The following is a 22775-nucleotide window of genomic DNA, read 5'->3' as shown; positions in this document are numbered from 1 at the left end:
ATGGCGCACAGGCTGACCGGAAAAACCGCAATCGTCACCGGAGCCGGGCGTGGCATCGGCGCGTCAATCGCCCACCGGTTCGCCGAGGAAGGGGCGGCTGTAGCGCTGCTTGATATCGACGCGGACACCGGAAAGGCGCAGGTGGCGCAGATTACCCAAAACGGCGGGCGCAGCCTTTTTGTTCAGTGTGACGTGACCGACCCCGAAAGTGTTAAAAGCGCGGTGCAGGATGTCGAGGCCACGTTTGGTGCGGCACAGATCCTTGTCAACAATGCCGGGGCAAATGTGTTTCACGCTCCGCATGAAATGCCCGCTGAGGAATGGGACAGATGCCTGCGTCTGGACCTGGACGCGGCCTGGATCTGCGCCCGGGCCGTGCTGCCTGCTATGCGCGCGCAGCAGGCGGGCAGCATCATCAACATCGCCTCGACCCATTCGTTTCAGATCATCCCGCATACGTTCCCCTACCCCGTGGCCAAACATGGGCTGATCGGTCTGACTCGCGCCCTTGGGATCGAATATGCCCGCGACGGGATCCGGGTGAACGCGATTGCGCCGGGATATATCGAAACGCAGCTGGCGCTGGATTATTGGGCCGGATTTCCCGACCCCGCAGCCGCACGGCAGAAGGCCTGCGATCTGCACCCGCCCGGGCGCATCGGGCAACCGGTCGAAGTTGCCAATACAGCGGTCTTTCTCGCCTCGGACGAGGCCCCGTTCATCAATGCGGAAACCATCACGATAGATGGGGGCCGATCCAAGCTTTACCACGAGTGAATGTCTAAGGAGGAATACATGAAACTCTGTCAAATCATCGCTTTAGGCCTGTCCGCCGCCACGGCGGGTGCGGGGGCTGCAACCGCCGAGGATATCCGCATCGGCTATATCAACAAGATGGGCGATCACCCCTGGTTCGTGGCCGAGGTTGCCGGGGCCAGCGCCGCAGCCGAAGCGGCAGGCGCGCGTTTCACGGCGCAGGATGTGCAGTTCAACGCAGATCTGGCGATCACCGCTCTGGACACGATGATCGGTGACGGGGTGGACGGGATCGCCATTGTGGTCCCTGACCGGGGCATCGGCCCCGTGGTGGCCGCCCGCGCGGCTGAGGCCGGGATCAAGCTGGTGGCCGTGGATGACGACATCTATCACGAGGATGGAACCAAGGTGCCTTTCGTGGGGCTAGATTCCTATAATATCGGTCAGGCGGTCGGGGCCGAGCTTGCCCGTCAGTTCGAAGCTTCGGGCTGGTCCGCCGACAGTGTGATGCTGGCTTCAATCGAAGACCGCAAAGCCGACACCTGCATGCAGCGCAACAAAGGGGCCGAAGATGCCTTTCTGGCCGCCGTTTCCGATATCTCGGCGGATCAGGTGGTGCGCGTGGCCTATGACAACACGATGGTCAACGCCATTGATGTCATGACCACAACATTGACCGCCAATCCGCAGGTCGAACACTGGGTGTTCTATTCCTGCAATGATGACGGCGTTCTGGGCGCGGCCCGGGCAATGGAAAACTCGGGCTACACCGCCGAACAGGGTATCGGGATCGGGATCGACGGCAGCCGCGCTTGCGATGCGTTTGGCAATGGCCGCGCCTCGGCCTTTCGCGGCACGATGTGGTTCAACGCCGCCAATCACGGCAAGGATGCGGTCAACCTGCTGATCGACGCCATCCGCAACGGCTCGGAGATGCCCGAGAACACCTATTCCCAGCCGGAACTGGTGAATATGGAAAACTTTGCCGATTACAAAGACGGCCTGTGTGGCTGAACGTTCCGGTGCAGCTGGCGCAAGCTGGCTGCACCCCTTTGGTTCGGCAGGGAAACCGAAATGAACAAGAACATCGAAATGACCGGCATTTCCAAGCGGTTTGGCGTGGTCCAGGCGCTTGAGGATGTGGACCTGACGTTCCGCCCTTCGGAAGTACTGGCGCTTGTCGGGGAAAACGGGGCCGGGAAATCGACCCTCATGCGCATCCTCGAAGGGGTGTTCCCGCCCGACACCGGCGCGGTGATCGTGGATGGCGACACAAGACGCTTTGCCGAGACCCGCGACGCCCATGACGCCGGCATTCGCGTGATCCATCAAGAACCCGAGATTGTTCCCGACATGAGTGTCGCGGAAAACATCTTTGTCGGCATGATGCCGCGAAAGTCGCGGTTCTTTCTGGATCGCAAGGCCATGAACCGCCAGACCCTTGACCTGCTGGTCGAGTTCGGGATGGAAAACGAGCTGCGCCCTGAACAGAAATGCGACCGGCTGGGCCCGGCGCAACGCCAGATGATCGAGATCATCCGCGCCATTCGCGCAGGCGGGCGGTTGATCGCGTTTGATGAGCCGACCTCTTCGCTGACCGATGATGAGGCACGGCGGCTGTTTCGCATCGTCAACCGTCTGCGTGCGGATGGCACCGCGGTCATCTATATCTCGCACCGCCTGAACGAGGTGATCGACCTGGCCGACCGGGTTGCAGTGCTGCGCGATGGCCGGATCGTTTCGACCACGCCGATTGCCGAGGAAACCACAGATAGCATCGCGCAAAAGATGGTCGGGCGCGAATTGAACACCCTGTTCCACCGAAGCTCGAAAGCGCGCGATGAGGTTATTCTGAAGGTCGAAAACCTGAGTTCCGACAAGGTCAGTAACGTGACGCTGACCATCCGCGCCGGTGAGGTCGTGGGTCTGGGCGGCCTGATGGGTGCCGGGCGGTCGGAACTGGCCAAGGCGATCTTTGGGTTCGACCGCGTTTTGTCGGGTACGGTCTGGATGGGGGGACGGAAACTGCCGTCCGGCAACACCGCAGCGGCGATTCAGGCAGGCATCGGGTTTGCCCCCGAGGATCGCAAGCACGAGGCGTTGCTGCTGATGCGGTCGATCCTGGAAAATGCCTCGATCGTCATTCCCGATCTGGTGTCCTCTGCGGGGCTCTTCAACCGCAGAAAGGCGACCACCGTCGTTGGCGACGCCGCCCGCACGATGCAGATCAAGGCACCCAGCCTTGATACGCTCACGTCGGATCTGTCGGGGGGTAATCAGCAGAAAGTGGTGCTGGCCCGTTGGCTGGCCCGCTCGCCCAAACTGCTGATTCTGGACGAACCCACCCGCGGCATCGACGTGGGCGCGAAATCCGAGATCTACAAGTTGATCGACAACCTGGCCGCACGTGGGATCGCGATCCTGCTGATCTCGTCCGAAATGCCGGAACTGATCGGGCTTGCGGACCGGGCGCTGGTGATGGCCGAAGGGCGCGTTCAGGCCGAATTGTCCGGCGATCAGATCACCGAAGAAGAAATCCTTAAATACGCAATGCAGGACGCGACGCAGCGTCCCGAACGGGAACACGAACATGTCTGACGAAACTCTGAACAGCAGCAGCGCCAAGGCGCGCCAGTCCTTTGCCGAGGTCATTGTCGAGCGGATCGGGATACACAATCTCAGCCTGATGCTGGCCCTGTTTGTGCTGGTGCTGGTCTTTGGCGGGTTGCGGGGGGATGTGTTCTTTTCAACGCGCAACCTGCTGAACATGGGTATGGGCATTGCCATTCTGGGGGTGCTTGCGATCTCGCAAACGGCGGTGATCGTGTCGGGGGGGCTGGATATCTCGGTTGGGTCAATCGTGGGGCTGACGACGGTTGCGGTGGCCACCACGATCCAGTCCACCGAAATGGCCGGGATGGGCATCGCCGCCGGGATCGTGGTTGGCGCGACCGCCGGGCTGGTCAACGGGGTGATCATCACCTATGGCCGCGTGAATGCGGTGATCGTGACCCTGGGCACCATGGCTATTTTCCGGGGCGTTGCCTTTATCATCTCGAACGGGCAGTCGATCTCGATCTTCAACGACGCGTTCCGCCTGATTGGAACGGGCCGGATTCTGGGCATCCCGTTTCCGATCTGGCTGCTGGTGGCCACGGCGGTTCTGTTCCAGCTGTTTCTGGCCAAATCCATCGTCGGGCGCAATTTCTACGCCATCGGTGGCAACCCGATCGTGGCCCGGTTCGCGGGCATCAACCTCAACCGGTATCGCGTTGGCACTTACGTCATGAGCGGCGCTGTCGCAGGCATCGGGGGCATTCTGCTGGCGGCGCGCACCGGCTCGGGTCAGCCGATTTCGGGCTCGCAGGGGCTGGAGCTTGAGGCAATCACAGCCGCTTTTCTGGGCGGTTGCGCGATGCAGGGCGGCAAGGGCACGGTGGCCGGGGCGCTGCTGGGTGTTGCCGTGATCGGCATCCTGAACAACGGGATGATATTGACCTCGGTCCCGACATTTTACCAGTTGCTGGCCAAAGGGTCGCTGCTGATCCTGGCGGTGATCTTTGCGGAATACCAACAGAACAGAAACTGATGTAGTCTTGTGTCCCGGGCGTGTTGCTACACTGGCAGGCCCCACAACACCAAGGAAAGGTGCAGGAGTTTGAACGATCACAGCGGCCAGCCCAAACATGCCCGCCTGACCCGCGATCTTGCGGAAAAAATCCTCAGCGGTGAATATGCCGCCGGGCACAGGCTGCCGGTCGAGGCCGATCTGATCGACACGTTCCAGGTCTCGCGCACCGCGCTGCGCGAGGGGCTGAGGACGCTGGCTGCCAAGGGCCTGGTGGTGTCGCGCAAAAAGCTGGGCACTTTGGTGACCGCACCCGATCAATGGAACCTGCTGGATGCGGATGTCCTGTCGTGGATGGGCAAGTCCAGTTTCAACACCAATTTCCTGCGCCAGCTTGGCGAAGCGAGGTTGATCTTTGAGCCCGAGGCCGCCCGCCTGGCCGCGCGCCGCGCCACCGCCAGCCACGTTGCCCGAACCGAAGCCGCCTTTCGTGCCATGGAAACGGCAGAAACGGACGAAGACCGCATCAATGCCGATCTGGCCTTTCACGTCAGCATTCTTGAGGCTTCGCAGAACTATGTTCTGGAAAACCTGGGCGCCACCATCGGGGCCGCATTGCGGGCATCGTTCGAGATTTCCGATCAGGCGGCGAGCAACTATGAAAATACGCTGGCGCTGCACGGGGCGGTCCTGCGCGCGATCCGGCGTCAGGACGAAGCTGATGCCCGTGAACGGATGTTCGAGCTGCTGAACAAATCGCACAGTGATCTTGGGCTGACAGACGACGCCGAAGAGACCCGCCAGCCAGCCGTGTCGCGATAGTTCGGGGAAAGACAAGATGAGGGACAGGGTTGTGTTCACCTCGGGCCCGGCCCGCCTGGAGCTTGTGCCTGACTTCGGTGGAGGGATCGCTGCGCTGACGGTCGACGGGCGGCCTGTGCTGCGGCCTTGGAGCGGCGATATCTCGGACCCATTCACGCTGGCAAGCAACATATTGGTGCCGTTTTCCAACCGGATTTCAGGCGGCGGGCTTTACTGGAACGATCAGTTCTTTGATGTCGCACCGAATTCGCAGGCCGAGCCCTTCCCGATCCATGGCGATGGGTTTCAAAGGAAATGGAGGCTGACGCACAGCGATGCGACAGCATGCCTGACGTTGGAGAACGGCGACATCGGCCCGTGGCGATTCCATGCGCAGCAGAGTTTTGCGCTGACCCCTGACAGCCTGACGATCACCCTGACCGTGACCAGCAAAAGCAAAACGCCCCTGCCCTTTGGGGCTGGCTTTCATCCCTGGTTTCCACGCGATGCAGACACGCGCCTGTCCTTTGCCGCAGACACGGTCTGGCGGGAGGGCCCCGATCATTTGCCAACCGGACAAGTACAGCTTGGTGACCACTCGGACCGGAGCTTTGCCCGCGTGCGCGCCTTGCCAGCGGGCTAGATCAACAATTGCTATGGTGGTTGGCGCGGTGCGGCCCGGGTCCATCAGGGTCGCTCCGCAATGTCCTGTGTCGTCACAAGTTCAGACACTTTGAGCTATGCAATGGTGTATTCCCCGCACGACAATGCGGGGTTTTTCTGCTTTGAACCCGTCTCACACCCGGTCGATGCCTTCCACCTTACAGGGCAACCCGGCCTGCAAGAGTTGGCGTTCGGGGAAAGCCTGTCAGTTTCGATGGGTCTGCGATGGGCCTGAGGTCGATAGCTGAATAGCTGCGCTAGTCCAGCGGTTTATAGACCACCGCATCAATTTCTACCTTGGCGTCAACCATGATCTGCGAGCGTACAGTGGACCGGGCCGGGCCGCCATTGGGGAAGTAGCTGGCATAGACCCGGTTGAACGTCCAGAAATCCCGCGGATCGTCGAGCCAGACCCCTACTTTGGCGATATCGTCCAGCGTGCAATCGGCAAGCGCCAATGCGGCAATCAGATTTTCCATTGTCTTGCGGGTTTGCGCCTCGATCCCGCCGGGTTCGATTTCACCGTTTTCCTTCATCGCAACCTGGCCGGAGATAAATACGAAATCCCCCGCGCGCACCGCAGGGGCAAAGGGCAGCGCCTGACCGCCCGCTCCGGTTTTGTCATCACCCAGACGTTGGATTTTCTTGTCAGACATTTAGTGGCTTCCTTCTGCTAGATAATTCTTTGAACGGGATGGGCTCCACGGCGCAAAAACCCGGCTGGAACCCTTTGCCCGAGTGTGCATTGAGCTTGGTCAAAGGCGCGTTCGGACATATCAGATCAGTCACGAAACGGATCGCCCTCGATCACCGCACTTTTCCTCTTGCCGCGACCGGGACGGCGCCCAACGCGCGATCTCCTCGAACGGTTTCGACCTGATCCACCATGTTGGTGACCACACAGGCGTGGTTGGGGATGATGCGAAGACGGTCGCCGACCTTCAGATTGATGGTCTCAGCCCTCAGAACGCCATGTTCTTCGGACAGGCTCTGTATCCGAATGTCCGGCCGCCCCAGAACATGCCCGTGCCCCTCAAGCCCCTGTAGGTCCGAGGTCAGCACCTTGGACCCGGCATCTATCACCGCCCGATCGCCGGTTGGAACCGAAACGACGGTGGCCAGAACGCTCAGGGCGCAGTCATCCCAGGTGCAAACGCCCCGCGTCTGTAAGGCGCGGTCGTTGTAAACATATGTGCCCACCCGGTATTCCGTGGCGACCGGCACATCCTGCATTTGCCACATGCCGGGCGAGCCGCCGCTGGACACGACATCAACACACAACCCGTCCTGTTCGATGATGGATTTGGCCGCGCTCAGCCAGTCCTGAACCTTCTGATCTTGACCGATTGGTGGATAGGTCATGAGACCGCGAAACGACAGGCCCGGACGGGCCGCGATGTAGCGGGCAAGATCAAGTGCCTGCTCGGCAGAGGTCACACCGCATCGACCCGCGCCAGTATCACATTCCACCAGCACGCCCAAGGGTTCGGGCGCATCCGCAAAAAATCGCGACAGGCCATCCACTGTTTGGGTGCTGTCGGCGACAACAGACACCCTCGTCTTTTCGGACAAGGCACGCAGACGGGACAGTTTGGTATCGCCTAGGATGTTGTAGGTGATCAGGACATCGTCAATTCCGCCTTCGGCGATCATTGCCTCGGCTTCGCTGACCTTCTGACAGGTGATACCAATGGCTCCGGTCTGCAATTGCAGTTTGGCCAGCATCGGTAACTTGTGCGTTTTGATATGAGGCCGCGCGGCAATGCCGTGTTTTTGGCAATGCGCCTGAAAACGGTCGATATTGGCTTCGGCCACGTCCAGGTCAATCAGAACCGCAGGGCTGTCGATTTCGGGAAACATTATTCTGCGGCCTCCGTGTGTGGATTCTCGACGATGGGCCAGATCGCGCGTGACAGATTTCTGTACGGTGTTTTGGTCGGATCGTTCGGATAAGGGCCTTCGACGGCGGCATAGATGATCTCGGACGCGACATCGGAAAACGCGCCGTGGAAGTGGTTTGTCGATTTCACAACCAGAACCTTCTTTTGCGTGATGTCGATACCCAGATTGGTGAACAGATCGGGTGAGAACGCCTGACTGCGGTTCGAATTCAGCACCACCTCGATCCCGCCCAACTGAATGACCGAGCAATCGCCCATCGGCACGACAGACGCGCCGAAGCTTTGAACGGCATTGCGCTGATTGCGCAGAACCGTAACCCGCGCGTCAATGGGATTGCCAGCCAATGCGGATGTCTTGCCACCGAAACGCAGGTCGAACTCGGCACCTTCTCCGGCGGCGTGACACAGGCGCACGGCCATCGGATCCCAGATGGTACCAAAGGCGATCGAGGACATGTTCCGCGCGATGGCCTCGGCCAGGATCAGGGTCGAATCCCCGGCGACGCCGCCCCCAGGGTTGTCCCAGACATCTGCGACGACGACGGGCCCGCGATGAGCCTGGTCCGCTTTGGACAACGCCTCGGCGGGGGTAAGATAATCCGGCTTGGTCTGGCCGCGAAATGAAAACAGCTCGGCCCCCAATTGCCGGGCCACTCGATCCGCCTGCGCCGGGTCATTGTCCGTCAAAACGATGATCTTGGCACCCAAATCCGGCGAATCCCCAGCCATGAATCCGTGAATGACCGAGGCTGACAGGACCTTGTTCTCGGCCTCCAGCCGCTTGATCCGGTCCACGTACCCACGCATCGGTTCCTGGCTGGTGGGCAACACATCCACCATGCGCACATCAAACACCGCAGCGACGGGTCGGATTTCGCCCCGAATCGTGCGCAATGTCAGATCAACACAAGCCTCACCCGCCTCGACAAAATCGGTGTGGGGAAACTCTTTGAACACGGTAATGACGTCCGCGTTGTGGACTCGTTTCCCGCTCAGATGGCTGTGCGGATCGAAACTGACGCCAATTACCGCCTGGGTCCCGACGATGTCGCGGATCGCTTCGATCAGGACACCCTCGCAATCGACGCAGCCTTCGGCAATCATCGCCCCGTGCAGCCCCAGAACCACCCCGTCCAAGGGCAAAGCGGCCCGGACCTGATCCAACACCTCTTGCTTAAGGCGCTGCCAGGTTTCCCGGTTCAACAGACCACCAGGTTCAGCCCAGGTGGCCGTGCCTTCAATCAGTTCCAGATCTTCGCTGGCTGCCCTGCGCCGCAGCGCAGGAAACACGGCGCTGCATAGGGTCGGCGTTTCTGGATGTTCCCCCGGAGGGGCATAAAAGCTCTGCTCAAAATCAGAGAAATCCGTGCGCAGGGGGGAAAACGTGTTTGTTTCAGTCGCAAGAGAGGCACAGAAGACCCGCATGTTTTTTCCAATTCGCTGAAAAGGTCGAAGGCCGGTTGACGGCCTCCGACGGGGATGCTGCCGGTTTGTCCCGGCAGCCTGAAAGGATCAGTCGAGATACGATGCGTTATTGGCCGCATCGACTGCGGCTTTGAAGCTGGCCAGCAGCTCAGCCGCCTTGGCGTCCAGATTGTCCTGTACATGCGATTCAAAGGCGGGTTGCGTCGCAGCCGCCATCGCAGCGCGCTGATCATCGCTAAGCGCGGTGACCTGAATCTGATCCATCAGCCCGGCAAGCCCGCGATCCGATGCCTCGATGATCCGCGACAGTCCTCGGCTGGCGGTGACACAGTTTTCCGCCGCCGTGCGAATAGTGGCCTGTTCAGCCTCGGACAGGCTTTCAAAGAAGGCGCGGTTGATCATGAAAGTGTAGGGCGAGAACAGGTGGTTGGTCAGCGTCAGGTATTGCTGAACCTCGGCGAAATTGGCAAACGAGATGATCGGAACCGGGTTCATCTGTCCGTCGATTACACCAGTCTGCAGGCCCGAATAGACCTCACCCCAGGACAGAGGATAAGCTTCGGCGCCCAATGCCTGGACAATCTTCTGATGCGACGGCAGGGTCATGGTGCGGATACGGATGCCGTCGAAATCCTTCAGATCGGCGATGGGGCGTTGCGAGTTGGTCACCGCAAAGAATCCGCCGGTATCCGGGAAGCCCAGCACCACGACATCGCCCAGTTCGGCCTCGATATCGGCAGCCAGTGCTTCGCCAAACGCGCCGTCGAAGACCTCATAGGTCGCGGCGTTGCCATTGAAGGCAAAGGGCAGGTTCAGCACGTCGATACGCGGGTAGTAGCTGGCCAGTGCACCGGTCGATGTCAGGGTCGCCTGCAGAATGCCGTCGCGCACCTGTTGCACATGCTCAGAGGCCGAACCCAGTTGGTTCGAACCGAACACCTCAACTGATACGCTGCCGTTTGTCCCTGAATTCACGAGGTTCGAAAACACCGCCGTGCAGGCATGTGCGGGGTTCTCAAACGGATCTGTCTTGTTGTCATGACCAAATTTGATCACACCGCCTTCGGCCAGTGCCGTACCCGCCATCAGGGTCGCGGTCAGGGCAACGCTTGTTAGAATGTGTTTCATGATACTTCTCCTGTTGGTTTGGTTTTTGTGGACAGTTATTGGGCAAAGCCCAGCATTCGGGGCAGCCACAAGGCGGCGCTTTCCCAGAAGGCAAAGACAAAGAGGATGGCAATTTCCGCGATCAGAAACGGGAACAGCTTGATGGATATCCGTTCCAACCGCTCACCGGTGACCGAGGACAGCACGAACAGACAGGCCCCCACAGGTGGCGTCATAAGCGAGATGTTCAGGGCCAGCACAAAGATGATCCCGGCGTGGATCGGCTCTAACCCGACCTGTTGCGTCAGCGGCACCAGAACCGGGGCAAGAATGATCAGGATCGCAGTGATATCCATCACCATTCCGACGATCAGCAGCAATCCGATGATGATCGCAATTACCGCATAACGGTTGTCGGACAAGCCCAAAACCGTTTCGGCGATCAGCTGTGGAATGCGCTCAAAACTCATCCACCAGCCCAGAATGCCTGCAAAGGCGATGATGACAAAGATAACTCCGGTGATGCGCGCCGTGCGCACCAACATCCTGTAGAACCCCTTCAGGCTGAGCGAGCGATACACGAAAATGCCGATAAACAGGGCATAGGCAACGGCAATTGAGGCCGCTTCGGTTGGCGTGACAACGCCACCGAGGATACCGCCCAGGATAATGACCGGCATTGCCAGCGCGGTCAGCGAGGATACAAACGTGTCCCACACCTCACGTGGGGTTGCGCCGCGCAGGGCTTTTGGCAGGTTTTCCCGTTTGCCACCAATGGCGATGACACCCATGCACACAAGGCAGATGACCAGACCCGGCAGAACTCCGGCGGCGAACAGACCGGCAATGGAAACACCCATCAATGAGCCATAGACCACCATCAGCCCCGAAGGCGGAATGGTCGGCCCGATGATTGACCCTGCGGCTGTTACCGCGCAGGCATAGTCGCGTTTGTAGCCTTCGTTCACCATGGCAGGTACCAGCGTGCGGCCAAAGGCGGCAGCGTCGGCTGTGGCTGACCCCGTCAGGCCCGCAAAGAACACCGAGGCCAGCATGTTTGTATGGGCCAGCCCGCCGCGAAACCGACCCACCAGAACCTGTGCCAGTTTCACAAGGCGGTTGGTGATGCCGATATCATTCATGATCTCGCCAGCCAGAATAAAGAACGGCATGGCCAGAAACGGAAAAATATTGAGCCCGTTGAACACCTTGCTTGGGCCGATGGCCAGAAACTGCGTGCCGCCCATGTCGATCAGGCCCACAACGCCCGCAAGACCGATGGCAAACCCGATCGGCATTCCGAACAGAATGAGGCCCACAAAGACAATGGCAACAATCACGACGCGTCCTCCGCTTCGGTTGCGAAAGGCGGGTGGTCGACCTGCGTGCCCAGATCACGAAACAGGACCAGCACAAGCTGCAGCGCTGACAGTGCCGCCGCCACGGGTATGGCCGCATAGAAAGGTGCCAGACTTGCGCCAAAGATCATTGCCTGCCGGGGGGCGCCGCTCTGGGCAAAGCTGATCCCGAACCAGGCGACATAGAGAAACAGCGCCAAAGCCAGCACATCCATCACGATCAACGAAACGCGCCGGAGCCCAACGGGCAAGATCAGCACAAATGCCGTCAGCCCGATGTGATCGCGCCGCGCAATCCCTGACGATACCGCCAAAAGGGCAGACCAGATCATCAGATACCGTGCCAGAACCTCTGGCCAGGGCAGTTGCCAGTGAAAATAGTAGCGGTCAATTACACCCAGCCAGACATCCAGCACCAACGCCAGCATCAGGGCGGCGACGATCCCCTCGGTCACAGAATTGATCCATGCGCTTGCCCTGGCAAACCCGTTGGACATTCGCATCCCTCCCAAGATTGCGAGTCTGTAATGAAATTTCATTTAGAGTGTTATTCAGGACAAAATCAACATATTTTGTTACTTAGGTACATATCAGGAGGTAAGATTTGCTAATTATTGCCCCAAATTCGCTTTAGTTCCGTACTTATTTTTCATCCCTGGTGAATGTCACGCCCTGCCCTGCGGCTTCATTCCTCCAGCACAAATTCCTGAACCATGACATTCATGCCTGCGGTCAACCCGCCATCCACTGTCAGTCCGATGCCGGTGATGTAATCGGCATCGTCCGAGCCCAAATAGGCCACCGCCTTGGCCACATCCTCGGGCACGGCCACGCGCCCCAACGGATACCATTTTGCCAGCTTTTCAAAGACTTTAGGATCTTTCTCAAGGCGCATCCGCCAGCTGACAGCATCGGTGCGCACCGACCCTGGCAAAACCGCGTTGCAGCGGATGCCAAAGGCGCCGTATTCGCTTGCGACGGCCTGGGTCAGGTTCAGAACCGCCGCCTTGGCAGCGCTGTAGGCAGGGCTGCCGAAGTACCGAATGCCATTAACCGACGCGATGTTGACGATGGCCCCGGCCTGCCTGGCTTTCATCGCAGGCAGAACAGCCCGGATACAGTGATACGGCCCGTTCAGGTTCACGTCGATTTCACGGGTCCAGATATCCGCGGCAATGTCTTCGAGGTTGCCGGCAAAGCTGTAGGCGGCGTTGTTGACCAGCACATCCACCTCGCCCAAGGCTTTCGCCGCCTCTGCGACCGCCGCTTCGACCTGCGCCAGATCCGTGATGTCGGCTTCGATGAAATGCGCCCGGCCACCTGCAGCCTCGATCTCTTTGGCCTTGGCTGCCCCGGTTTCTGCATTGATCTCAAGCACCGCAATTGCAGCCCCCTCGGCGGCAAGCTTGTCAGCAATGGCCGATCCAATTCCGTGCCCGGCCCCGGTGACCATTGCGGTTTTGTTCGAATACCTCATGTGACCCTCGTGTTTCAGGTCAAGGCAGAGCGAATCCAGTCGAGGGATTGCAGCCTTATGTGACCGTAGTTGTAGAATGAAATCGACGCCGCGCCGTGTTGCCTGAGCATTTGAACAGCGGCGCTCAGCTGAGTGGAATCCGTCAGATCGGGATAGGATGGCCGCAGGATATAGCCCAGGTTTTCAGCCTGTTGGGCCAGGTCGCGAACTTGGGCGATATCCTGCGTCATCGCCGGGGCACCGCTTTGATAACTTGGAACTTCCAGCGCATCCGCAGCCTGTGACAGCGCGGCAAGATCCGACCCCTCGGTCAGGCACCGCGCGTTGGGCGATTGTGTCGTCGGAATGATCGACAACCGAACCCCAGGCGGCATTTCGGACCGGATGCGCTGAACCAGAGAGGTAACCTGCCCCGCCCGCCAGTCGTGAAACGCGCGCCAATCCGGATCGGTCAACGGATCGAGCGAAAGCTGGGTGCCATCTGCAAAGAACCGTTCCAGCGTTTGCACGGCCGTTGTTTTCAATGCATCAAAATCGATCCCTGATGAACTTGCTCCCCGCTTGCAAGCATCGCAAAAACACAGACCCAGCAGGGTTTGCACCTGATCGGGCAGCGCGATCAACTCGAATTCATGATGGTGGCCATGGCGGAATGCCTGCCACCCAGGGGTTTCAATCGACACCTCTGCCACGGGCTGATTGCGCGCGATATCGCAACACAGCGCAGTCAGAAAGTTTCGGACATCAGGTTGCGAAGGGCAAAGCGAGTTGTACAACGGATCGCCAAACGCAGTTCGCGCAGTCAGATCCGGGTGCTGCTGCCCCAGCGGCGTATTGTGCAGCCCCACGGTCCACGCGATGCGCTCAAGATCAGACGCAGCTTTTGCAAGGGCGGATAGGGGATCAAAGTCACGGACCATATCCGACACCCGGGGCCTGATCCGGCCATATAACCCCGGATCCGGGTGGAAATAGACCGTTCCATCCTGCGGGAAATACACTTTGCCCGAGGGTCCATGCGGACGCAGAAACTTGCCAGCGTGATAGGCAGTTGCCAGATGAACAGCCGTGAGGCCAGACGCTTGCAAGCGAGCCGCGACTTCCCCTGCGCCTTCGTCCTTCAGGTCCCACGGATAGACATACATTCCGGTACGCATAGTCATTCACCTTGCGGCCAGACGTTGCCGCCCACAACCATCCTGGAACAGGATAGATACCGCTCTGACGTACGCCGCATGCCCGCAGCATCCACGAACTCGGCGGGCTCTTCGCAAAGGTCGAGCAGCGCGACATCCGCGCGTGATCCCGGCGCGAGGGTGCCCAGATCGGGTCGCCGCAACACCGATGCAGGGGTCGCCGTCGCCGCCCGGACCACATCGGCCAATTCCATCCCCATGGACCAGAACTTGTTCATCACCGACAACACGTCATAGGCCGGGCCGTTTTCGCACAGCACATGGACATCGCTGCTGATGATGTCGGGTAGAAAGCCTTGGCTCAATGCAGCCTCGCCCGGTTCGAACCCGAAACCGCCATAGCCGTGGCCCACGTCAAACAGCACGCCCCGTTCCCGCGCCTCCCGGTATTCGGCCTTGACCGTTCCCTGCCCGTCAACGGCGGAATTGGGGAATGGCCGCAGGAAATGCGTCAGGATATCGCCGGGCCGCAGCAGATCGAGGATCTGTTTCCCGCCCGGAGGGGGAAAGTCGATATGCGACATCAGCGGCAGGCTAAGCTGGTCGGCGATGTCCACGGCGACCTCCAAAGGCGCGATGCCCTGATCTCCGCCCGCTTTCTGGCCGATCCGCACTTTGACGCCGCGCACAAAATCGGGGAATTCTTTGGCGACGCGGACGCATTCGCGCGCGTCCAACAGCCTGATATCACTGCATTCCCCGATCATGACGCTTTCGGAAAACCCGAAAATCCCGGCGAATGAGACATTGATATAGGCCAGAATAGTCAGATCAGAGCGGTCAGCCACATGGGTCTTGAACCCCGCCATCGTGCCTGCGCCCGCGCTGCCGGTATCCAGAAAGGTGGTCGTGCCGCTGCGACGAGCAATCGGCTCGGGCCGCACGCTCAGCGACGTACCGCCCCACCAGACATGGCTGTGAAAATCGATCAGCCCTGGGACGACTATTTTCCCTGCAGCATCCAGAACCGTCACGTCGCTGCCAACAGCCAGGGTCTGCCCAAAACCGGCAACCGTGCCATCCCGCAGCAATATCTCAGCTGGCCCGTCCCAGTCTTGGGCGGGGTCGATGACGCGGGATGCGCGGATCAGCAGCTCTTTCGTCAAATTCCTGTCTTTCCTGCAAAAATTGTCTGAACCAAGCTTACTTTGACGTGCCCTCGCCCTCCAATGCCACGCGCTCATGTCCCTATCGGCATGCTGCATGGTGGATTGGCATTGATCGGGGATGTCCGCCAGAATGCGCGGCAAGCGAATGGGAAATTCAAAGCAAAAAGGCGATCTGATGAAGAACATTCTCGTCACAGGAGGAAGCGGCAAGGCTGGCCGGGCCGTGTGCCGCCATCTGGTGGATCATGGCTACAACGTGCTGAACGTAGATCTGACCCCCTCACCCGATCCGGTATGTCCTTTCCTGAAAGTCGATCTGTGCGATTTCGGGCAAACCATGGCGATGATGACGCGCGGTGGTGGGGCGGATTCGCCGTTCCGCCCCTTTGCGACGCCTGGCGCGATTGTCCATTTCGCGGCCATTCCCGCCCCTGAGCTGGCGACAGACGACAAGATTTTCCACACCAATATCCTGAGCACATACAACGTGTTCGAAGCCGCCGTGCGCAGCGGTATTCGCCGCGTTGTCTGGGCCTCCAGCGAAACGACGCTGGGCTTGCCGTTTTCGCCGGACAACCCGCCTGCTTATGCCCCGGCAGACGAAGACCACCCGATGCGCCCCGAAAGTGCCTATTCCCTGTCGAAAGATCTGGGTGAGGAAATGGCGCGGCAATACTGTCGATGGAATCCCGATCTGACCATGATCGGCCTGCGCCTTTCCAACGTGATGGAGCCCGACGACTATGCGCGGTTCGACGACTGGCAGGATGACCCTGCCCTGCGGCAGTGGAACATGTGGGGCTATATCGATGCCCGCGACGCCGCGCAGGCCACGCGCAAGGCGCTGCATGTCGACCTTGTGGGCGCTGACTGTTTCGTCATCGCCAATGGTGACACGGTGATGAAACGCGACAGCGCCGGACTGATGGCTGAGGTTTTTCCCAATGTCACACTAAGCAAACCGGTCGAAGGCCGCGAAACGCTGCTGTCGATTGACAAGGCGCGGCGTGTTCTTGGGTTCTCACCAGAACACAACTGGCTGGAATAGCGCCTAATTTACTGGAAAAACCCGCTCGTATCTTGTAAAAGTACAAATCAGGGCGAATATGAACTTTTAGTACAAGGAAGCATGATTTGGCCAGAATAGAACTGGACGGGATTTCCAAATCCTACGGGTCCTTTCAGGTCATGAGCGACCTGTCGCTGGACATTGAAGAAGGCGAATTCGTTGTCATCGTCGGCCCCTCGGGCTGCGGAAAATCAACGCTGTTGCGCATGGTTGCCGGGCTTGAGGATATCACCTCGGGCGAGCTGCGCATCGGTGGCACCCGCGCCAATGAATTGCCTGCGCAGAAACGCAACATCGCGCTGGTGTTCCAGTCCTATGCGCTGTTTCCCCATCTGAATGTGGCCGACAATATCCGGTTCGGCCCGCAGGTACGCGGTGAAGATCGTGCGATGTCCGAAGAAAAGGTGCTTCGCGCGGCGGATATTCTGAACCTGACGCCTTATCTTGATCGGATGCCCGCGGAGCTGTCCGGTGGGCAACGTCAGCGCGTCGCGATGGGGCGCGCGATAGTGCGCGATCCGAACATGTTCCTGTTCGATGAGCCGCTTTCGAACCTCGACGCGCATCTGCGTGTCGAAATGCGCACCGAGATCAAGGCATTGCAGCGCCAGCTGAAAACCACAACGCTCTATGTAACGCATGATCAGATCGAAGCGATGACCATGTCCGACCGCATCGTGATTATGAACCAGGGCAAGATTGAACAGGTGGGCGCACCGCTCGACCTGTATGACCGCCCGACAAACAAGTTCGTGGCCGGTTTTCTTGGCTCGCCCTCGATGAATTTCATGGAGGCGCGCTACGAAACCGACGCGGATACTGCGCAGGCCATTCTGTCAGACGGGCAGAGTATCGCCGTTCCGCGCGCCGATCTGAATTCAGGCGAGAAGATCACCGTAGGTATTCGGCCCGATGCGTGGCTGTTGCAGCAGACCCCATCCCGGCTGACTTTGCGGGTAGATCAGTTCGAACCGACCGGGTCCGAGACACTTGTCTATGGATCTCTGGCCGAGGCTGATATCAAATGTGCTTTCCGGGAACGCATCGACGTTGGTGAAGGCCAACCGCTTGAGGTCGGGGTCGATCCGTCCAAGGTGCATATGTTCCATCACGACACCGGGCACCGGGTATAAAAAAGGGGGCTGGCAGCGCCAGCCCCTTAAAGACGGATTTCACAGCAGCAAAATCCGGGGGAGGACTTCCTTACCAGAGCGTGTACCCGCCATCGAATACGATGCCGGCGCCTGTCATGTAGCTGGACGCATCGCTGGCCATGAAGACCGCAAGCGCTCCGATCTCGTCAGGTTCGCCCGCGCGGCCCATCGGGATGCCGGTTACCAGCTTTTCGATCACTTCGGGTTTGGTTTCATTCCATGCCCGATTGGCGTCTGTCATGAACAGGCCCGGGCAGATGGCGTTGACCGTCACACCGTGCGGGGCCCAGTCCGCCGCGGCAGCCTTGGTAAATTGCAAAACAGCGGCCTTTGAGGTCTCATAGGCCCGGTCACCAATGCCACGGTTCGACACAAAGGCATTCATCGAGGAAATCGAGATGATCCGCCCGCCCTTGCCCCGTTCAATCATGGCCTGACCCAGGATCTTGGATCCCAGAAAACAGCTGGTCAGGTTGGTATCGATCGTTCTTTGCCAGCTTTCCAGTGACTGTTCGATGATCGAATCCGAGTTCAGCCGGTTGCCGACATTGTTCACCAGAATATCGATGGGTCCGAAACTGTCGCGGATGTGTTCAAACCCGGCCTCACAGGCCGCGGGCTCGCCCATGTCCAACGCAACCGTGTCGACCTTGCGTCCGGTTGCTTCGCGAATCTCCTCAGCGGTCTTTTGCAGCGACTCTTCGGTCCGGCCGGTGATGACCACATCGGCTCCGGCTTCGGCCATTGCATGGGCCATCACGCGTCCAAGCCCTCGGCTGGCGCCAGTCAGAACGGCGGTTTTGCCATCCAGCCGGAATTTTTCCATATAGCTCATTTAAGTATCTCAATCCGAATTGAAGGATATGCCGGCCGGCCAAATACCCCGGCCGGCCCGCGTTTCACGAGGTCTTCAAAATCCGCGCAGCTGGTCGATTTTTGCCGCCGCATTTGACAGCGCATCCTCGGGTGTCGCTTCACCCAGATAGATTGTCTGCAAAGCGCTGCGGGTGATGTCGATGATCTCATCCCAGCGCTCGACCGTTGGCTGGAACTTGGCATAGGCCAGACCATCGGCAAACGCCTTGATGTCCAGATCTTCCTGATACACCGGATCGTTCACGACGCTGGTCATCACCGGCAACAGACCATCGGCCAGGTTGAAAGCCAACCGGAAGTCATGCTGATAGATGAAATCCAGGAACTTCTTGATCTCGGGCTTCGCATCCGACGACCGGAACACCGCGACACTGTCGGTGATGCCCATCGTGACCTTCTGCGCCTCAACCGGGAAGGGCAGAACCGAGTAGTTCAGGTCAGGCGCTTCGGCCTTGATCTGTGGCACCAGCATCGGGAAGGTAAAGATCGTCCCGATCTTGCCGTTCTTGAACAGGTTGAACACGTCCTCGCGGCTGTTGGCCGTTGGTGCGGGCTGCGTATGACCGGCGGCAACCAGATCGGCATAGACCTGAGCGGCGGCAACGCCCTGAGGCGACGCGATGGCGCTGCGGCCTTCTTCGTCGAAGATCTCACCGCCAAACGACCAAAGGGCGTAATAGAAATAGACGTCAACCTCGTCTTCCTTGCCCGGCAGGCCAAAGCCAAAGATGTCCGACTGTTCCGAGATTTTGGCCGAGGTGGCGCGCAGTTCTTCCCAGGTGGTCGGCGCGGTCATGCCCGCAGCTTCATACAGGTCGTTGTTGACCATCATTGCTCGCGCCGAGGCGGCAATCGGCAGGCCCATCAGCTCACCATCGATGATCGACGGCCCCAGCAGCGCCGGGATGAACTTGTCCTTCAGTTCAGGCGTGATCAGATCGTCCATCGGCTCGATCAGACCCTGGGTTGCAAATTCCTTCAGCCAGATCGACGCCAGAACCGACATGTCCGGCGCGTTGTTGCCCGAGATATCGGTCGTCAGGGTCTGCAGATAGTTACTCCAGGGGATGACCTCGATGATGACATCGATATCGGGGTTTTCCGCCTCGAACGCTTCGGCAACCTGTTCAAAGGATTTGCGTGTCTCGGCTGAGTATTCCCCCAGCGTGAAACGGATTTCCGCAGCCTGCGCCGCGAATGCGAGCGTGGACGCCACGACCCCTGAGACAACCGCGCTTCCAAATCTTCTTATCATGACTTCTTCCTCCATGCTGACGCGCTTGAACCTGAGGCTGGTGGATCAGTGCCAACGGCGCGCTCTCTAATATAAGTACACCATTTGCGTGAAATGATATAATTTAAGTACAGATGTAGATATTGAATCTTTTATTACTTCAAAACATATAGTTATCGCTAAAACGCCTTCCAAATTCATTCCATTATGCGACTCTCGCACGGAACAATTCCGGATTCGCATGGTCGTTGGCCTAATTATTCGAAAAAATCCCACCATTCGTAACAAAATTTCTTTTTCCTTGTAATTCTAACGCAAGGACGCCAGCATTCTTGGTGACACGACAGGAAGAACCGGTACATGCAAACGCGACGAAACAAGGCAATTCCCTATGGTCTGGTGCTTCCGGGTTTTTTGTTTTCGGCAACCATTATCCTCTGGCCGCTGTTTCAATTGGGATCGCTGTCTTTCGGCGATGTGAACCGCTTTGGCCAGGTCATCGGGTTCGGGGGCCTCAAGAACTATGCCGCCGTTTTTGCCGACCCCGAGCTTTATGCCTCGCTCTGGCGCACGGTAATCTGGACCGTTTCGATTGTGGCGGGCACTTTTGTCATCGCGATGCCGACATCCATTATCCTGCAGCGAGAGTTTTACGGGCGTAACATCGCCCGCGTCATCATTATGCTGCCCTGGGCGATCTCGCTGGCGATGCTGGCCATCACCGCGCGTCTGGCGCTGAACGGCGAAAGCGGCATGCTGAACTCGGCCCTGATCTTTGCGGGCATCATTGATGAGAACGTGGCATGGCTGGCCTCGTACCGTACCGCGTTTCCGATGCAGATCATCGTGGGCATTCTCGCCACGATCCCCTTTACGACCACCATTTTTCTGGGCGGCCTGTCATCGATCCCGCAGGATTTATACGAGGCAGCAAAGATGGAGGGCGCAAACGGCTGGCAGAGGTTCCGGCGCGTGACCCTGCCAATGATGCGCCCCTTTGTGAACATCGCCGTGGTGCTGAACACGATCTATGTGTTCAATTCGTTCCCGATCATCTGGGTTACGACACAAGGCGGGCCGGTCAATACCACCGATATTCTTGTCACCTACCTGTACAAAAGCGCGTTTCGGTTTGGCAAGGTCGGTGAGGCGGCGGTGCTGTCGCTGATCATGTTCGCCATCCTGCTGATCTTCAGCCTAATCTATGTCCGTCTGGCAATGAAAAACGAAAGGGCGGCGCAGTGATGAGCAATAAGCTGAAAACCACGATCGTCTCATGGCTGATTCTGGCCCCGCTGCTGGCCTTTTGCCTGTTTCCCTTTGCCGTCATGTTCCTGAGCGCGCTGAAACCTCAGACCGAACTTTATGATCCCAGATGGATTCCCAGCCGTCTGGCATGGGGCAATTTCATCGAGATGTGGCAGGCCACCAATTTCGGCGTCGCTTTGGGCAATTCGCTATATATCTCGGTGGTTTCTACCGCGCTGACGATCCTGTGCGCCATTCCGGCGGCCTATGCGCTCAGCCGGATGCGGTTTCATGGCAAGCAGGCGTTTCGCGGCTTTCTACTGGTGTCGCAGATGCTGTCGCCTATTGTGCTGATTTTGGGGCTGTTCAAGCTACTGGTTCTGGTCGGCGTTCTGGACAGCAAGTTGGCCGTCGCCATGGTCAACACCGGGTTCAATATGGCGTTTGCCGTCTGGATGTTGGAAAGCTATTTCTCGACAATTCCGCGCGATCTTGAAGAGGCGGCGTGGATGGAAGGCGCGTCCTCCACCCTGTCGCTGCGGCGCGTGTTCCTGCCGCTGGCCATTCCGGCGCTTGTAGTGACAGCGCTGTTTACCTTTGTGAACACCTGGAACGAGTTTGTCATCGCCCTGACCAGCCTGCGCAGTGCCGAAAACTACACGCTGCCAATCCAGATCCTATCGCTGGTTTCGGGGCGGTATTCGATTGAATGGCATTATGTGATGGCCGCGACCTTTGTGGCAACCTTGCCGGTTGCCATCGTCTTCGCGTGGCTGCAACGCTATTTGGTAACAGGTTTGACGTCAGGCGCAGTAAAATAGGGATGACCTTCGGCATTGTGCTGATACAAAGGCGCGATGCGCCGTGACGGCAAAACAAAAGGACACGTGGATGGAGCCGCAGATCGACCAAAGCGATGAAGAGCAGCCGGACCTTCAATCCGCGCAGCGTGCCCCTGCCGTACTGGACCTGATATCGGTGCTGCGGCGGACAAGCGGTGAGTTCGCCCCGCGCGAACAACGCGTGGCCGACTATGTCATGGACAACCTCGAAGCGGTCAGTCAGATGGTGATCGCCGATCTGGCCGAGGCATGCAATGTCAGCACGCCCACTGTGATCCGCTTCTGCCGCACGCTGGGTTGTGACGGCTATCGCGATTTCAAGATCAAACTGGCCCGCAATGTGGCCGTCAGCATGCAATATCTGGCACCCGGTCCGGAATCCATCGCGCCCCATGACAATTCACCGGTTGATGTGGTGCTGACAGCGCTGAAATCATCGCTCGATATGATGCGGGCGCAGCTTGACCCCGGAGTTTTCGATGCCGCTGTTCTGCGCCTTTGCGACTCCAACCAAATTCTGTTCGTCGGTATCGGCGGTGGCTCCTCGATCGTTGCCAATGACGCGGCAAACCGGTTTTTCCGGCTTGGGATTCCCGCGACATTTGTCAGCGACAGCTATCTGGCCCAGATGCGTGCGGCGACTTTGAAGCGCAGCGATACCCTGTTCCTGATCTCAGCCAGCGGTGAAGCGCTGGAAGTTGTCAAAGCGGCAGAGATTGCCAATGGCTACGGCGCATCTACGATCTGTATTACCCGACCCGATTCTACACTGGCGCGCATTGCGACGTTGCCCATCACCGTCGATCTGCCCGAGGATCTGGATATCCATAAACCGACGGCCTCGCGCTATGCGCATCTGGTTCTGATCGACGCACTGGCCACAGCGGTTGCGCAGGCACAGCCAGCCCTCACCAACGAGGCACTGCGGCGGGTCCGCGCCTCGCTGACTGCGTTTCACGGGCGTATCGGCCCGCAGCCGCTGGGGGACTGA

The 22775-nt window shown here is 59.0% G+C and carries 22 protein-coding genes; 11 read left to right on the top strand and 11 right to left on the bottom strand.

Features of this window, described 5'->3' with window-relative positions; all coding sequences use genetic code 11:
* The 6 genes from ACR0AG_RS03270 to ACR0AG_RS03245 all read left to right on the top strand — a co-directional run bounded on the left by ACR0AG_RS03270 (position 1) and on the right by ACR0AG_RS03245 (position 5768).
* Positions 1–777, top strand: coding sequence for an SDR family oxidoreductase (locus ACR0AG_RS03270; RefSeq protein WP_480836396.1), 777 nt, complete (start codon positions 1–3; stop codon positions 775–777).
* Positions 778–795: 18 nt separating this feature from the next.
* Positions 796–1770, top strand: coding sequence for a substrate-binding domain-containing protein (locus ACR0AG_RS03265; RefSeq protein ID WP_480836394.1), 975 nt, complete (start codon positions 796–798; stop codon positions 1768–1770).
* 60 nt (positions 1771–1830) lie between these two features.
* Positions 1831–3354 carry a sugar ABC transporter ATP-binding protein gene (locus ACR0AG_RS03260; RefSeq protein WP_480836392.1) on the top strand — a complete coding sequence of 508 codons (1524 nt, stop codon included), beginning with the start codon at positions 1831–1833 and terminating at the stop codon, positions 3352–3354.
* Positions 3347–4345 (top strand): ABC transporter permease, encoded by a 999-nt coding sequence (locus tag ACR0AG_RS03255; RefSeq protein ID WP_480836390.1) that lies wholly within the window; start codon positions 3347–3349, stop codon positions 4343–4345. The genes ACR0AG_RS03260 and ACR0AG_RS03255 overlap by 8 nt, the downstream gene beginning before the upstream one ends.
* Positions 4346–4414: 69 nt before the next feature.
* Positions 4415–5146 (top strand): FadR/GntR family transcriptional regulator, encoded by a 732-nt coding sequence (locus tag ACR0AG_RS03250; protein WP_480836388.1) that lies wholly within the window; start codon positions 4415–4417, stop codon positions 5144–5146.
* A 16-nt stretch (positions 5147–5162) separates the two neighbouring features.
* Positions 5163–5768 (top strand): aldose epimerase family protein, encoded by a 606-nt coding sequence (locus ACR0AG_RS03245; RefSeq protein ID WP_480836387.1) that lies wholly within the window; start codon positions 5163–5165, stop codon positions 5766–5768.
* Positions 5769–6045: 277 nt separating this feature from the next.
* Here ACR0AG_RS03245 and ACR0AG_RS03240 read toward each other — a convergent pair whose 3' ends face one another.
* The 9 genes from ACR0AG_RS03240 to ACR0AG_RS03200 form a co-directional block, all read right to left on the bottom strand.
* Complete coding sequence (locus ACR0AG_RS03240; protein WP_480836385.1) at positions 6046–6444, bottom strand: RidA family protein; 399 nt, start codon at positions 6442–6444, stop codon at positions 6046–6048.
* 151 nt (positions 6445–6595) lie between these two features.
* The gene (locus tag ACR0AG_RS03235; protein WP_480836383.1) at positions 6596–7648 is read right to left on the bottom strand and encodes a D-TA family PLP-dependent enzyme; all 1053 of its coding nucleotides are present in this window, start codon (positions 7646–7648) and stop codon (positions 6596–6598) included.
* Positions 7648–9114, bottom strand: coding sequence for a M81 family metallopeptidase (locus ACR0AG_RS03230; protein ID WP_480836381.1), 1467 nt, complete (start codon positions 9112–9114; stop codon positions 7648–7650). The genes ACR0AG_RS03235 and ACR0AG_RS03230 overlap by 1 nt, the downstream gene beginning before the upstream one ends.
* Before the next feature lie 87 nt (positions 9115–9201).
* On the bottom strand, positions 9202–10242 hold the full coding sequence (locus ACR0AG_RS03225) for a TRAP transporter substrate-binding protein (RefSeq protein WP_480836379.1): 1041 nt from the start codon (positions 10240–10242) through the stop codon (positions 9202–9204).
* A gap of 35 nt (positions 10243–10277) precedes the next feature.
* The gene (locus ACR0AG_RS03220; protein WP_480836377.1) at positions 10278–11561 is read right to left on the bottom strand and encodes a TRAP transporter large permease; all 1284 of its coding nucleotides are present in this window, start codon (positions 11559–11561) and stop codon (positions 10278–10280) included.
* Positions 11558–12076: a TRAP transporter small permease gene (locus ACR0AG_RS03215; protein WP_480836376.1), complete on the bottom strand. Its 519-nt coding sequence runs from the start codon at positions 12074–12076 to the stop codon at positions 11558–11560. The genes ACR0AG_RS03220 and ACR0AG_RS03215 overlap by 4 nt, the downstream gene beginning before the upstream one ends.
* A gap of 188 nt (positions 12077–12264) precedes the next feature.
* Positions 12265–13056 carry a glucose 1-dehydrogenase gene (locus ACR0AG_RS03210; RefSeq protein ID WP_480836374.1) on the bottom strand — a complete coding sequence of 264 codons (792 nt, stop codon included), beginning with the start codon at positions 13054–13056 and terminating at the stop codon, positions 12265–12267.
* Positions 13057–13070: 14 nt separating this feature from the next.
* Entirely contained in the window at positions 13071–14219 is a 1149-nt protein-coding gene (locus ACR0AG_RS03205; RefSeq protein ID WP_480836372.1) for a glycoside hydrolase family protein, read from the bottom strand.
* The gene (locus ACR0AG_RS03200) at positions 14216–15358 is read right to left on the bottom strand and encodes an amidohydrolase/deacetylase family metallohydrolase (RefSeq protein WP_480836370.1); all 1143 of its coding nucleotides are present in this window, start codon (positions 15356–15358) and stop codon (positions 14216–14218) included. Before ACR0AG_RS03200 ends, ACR0AG_RS03205 begins: the two co-directional genes overlap by 4 nt.
* Before the next feature lie 178 nt (positions 15359–15536).
* On the opposite strand from ACR0AG_RS03200, the gene ACR0AG_RS03195 reads away from it, so the two are divergent.
* Positions 15537–16409: an NAD-dependent epimerase/dehydratase family protein gene (locus ACR0AG_RS03195; RefSeq protein WP_480836368.1), complete on the top strand. Its 873-nt coding sequence runs from the start codon at positions 15537–15539 to the stop codon at positions 16407–16409.
* Positions 16410–16495: 86 nt separating this feature from the next.
* Positions 16496–17563 carry an ABC transporter ATP-binding protein gene (locus tag ACR0AG_RS03190; protein WP_480836367.1) on the top strand — a complete coding sequence of 356 codons (1068 nt, stop codon included), beginning with the start codon at positions 16496–16498 and terminating at the stop codon, positions 17561–17563.
* Positions 17564–17633: 70 nt separating this feature from the next.
* Here ACR0AG_RS03190 and ACR0AG_RS03185 read toward each other — a convergent pair whose 3' ends face one another.
* Both ACR0AG_RS03185 and ACR0AG_RS03180 read right to left on the bottom strand, forming a co-directional pair.
* The gene (locus ACR0AG_RS03185) at positions 17634–18419 is read right to left on the bottom strand and encodes an SDR family NAD(P)-dependent oxidoreductase (RefSeq protein ID WP_480836365.1); all 786 of its coding nucleotides are present in this window, start codon (positions 18417–18419) and stop codon (positions 17634–17636) included.
* Positions 18420–18494: 75 nt separating this feature from the next.
* A complete protein-coding gene (locus ACR0AG_RS03180) occupies positions 18495–19715 on the bottom strand; it encodes an ABC transporter substrate-binding protein (RefSeq protein WP_480836364.1) in 1221 nt (406 codons plus the stop codon).
* A gap of 339 nt (positions 19716–20054) precedes the next feature.
* Here ACR0AG_RS03180 and ACR0AG_RS03175 point away from each other — a divergent pair, with 339 nt between their 5' ends.
* Genes ACR0AG_RS03175 through ACR0AG_RS03165 form a run of 3 tightly spaced genes read left to right on the top strand, consistent with a single transcriptional unit; the run spans position 20055 to position 22775 of the window.
* Positions 20055–20939 carry a carbohydrate ABC transporter permease gene (locus ACR0AG_RS03175; protein ID WP_480836362.1) on the top strand — a complete coding sequence of 295 codons (885 nt, stop codon included), beginning with the start codon at positions 20055–20057 and terminating at the stop codon, positions 20937–20939.
* On the top strand, positions 20939–21763 hold the full coding sequence (locus ACR0AG_RS03170) for a carbohydrate ABC transporter permease (RefSeq protein ID WP_480836360.1): 825 nt from the start codon (positions 20939–20941) through the stop codon (positions 21761–21763). The genes ACR0AG_RS03175 and ACR0AG_RS03170 overlap by 1 nt, the downstream gene beginning before the upstream one ends.
* A 43-nt stretch (positions 21764–21806) precedes the next feature.
* The gene (locus ACR0AG_RS03165; RefSeq protein WP_480836358.1) at positions 21807–22775 is read left to right on the top strand and encodes a MurR/RpiR family transcriptional regulator; all 969 of its coding nucleotides are present in this window, start codon (positions 21807–21809) and stop codon (positions 22773–22775) included.

Source organism: Ruegeria sp. H6, assembly GCF_056532975.1.
Note: the sequence above shows the minus strand (reverse complement) of the source record. Positions and strands in the feature narration are given on the sequence as shown.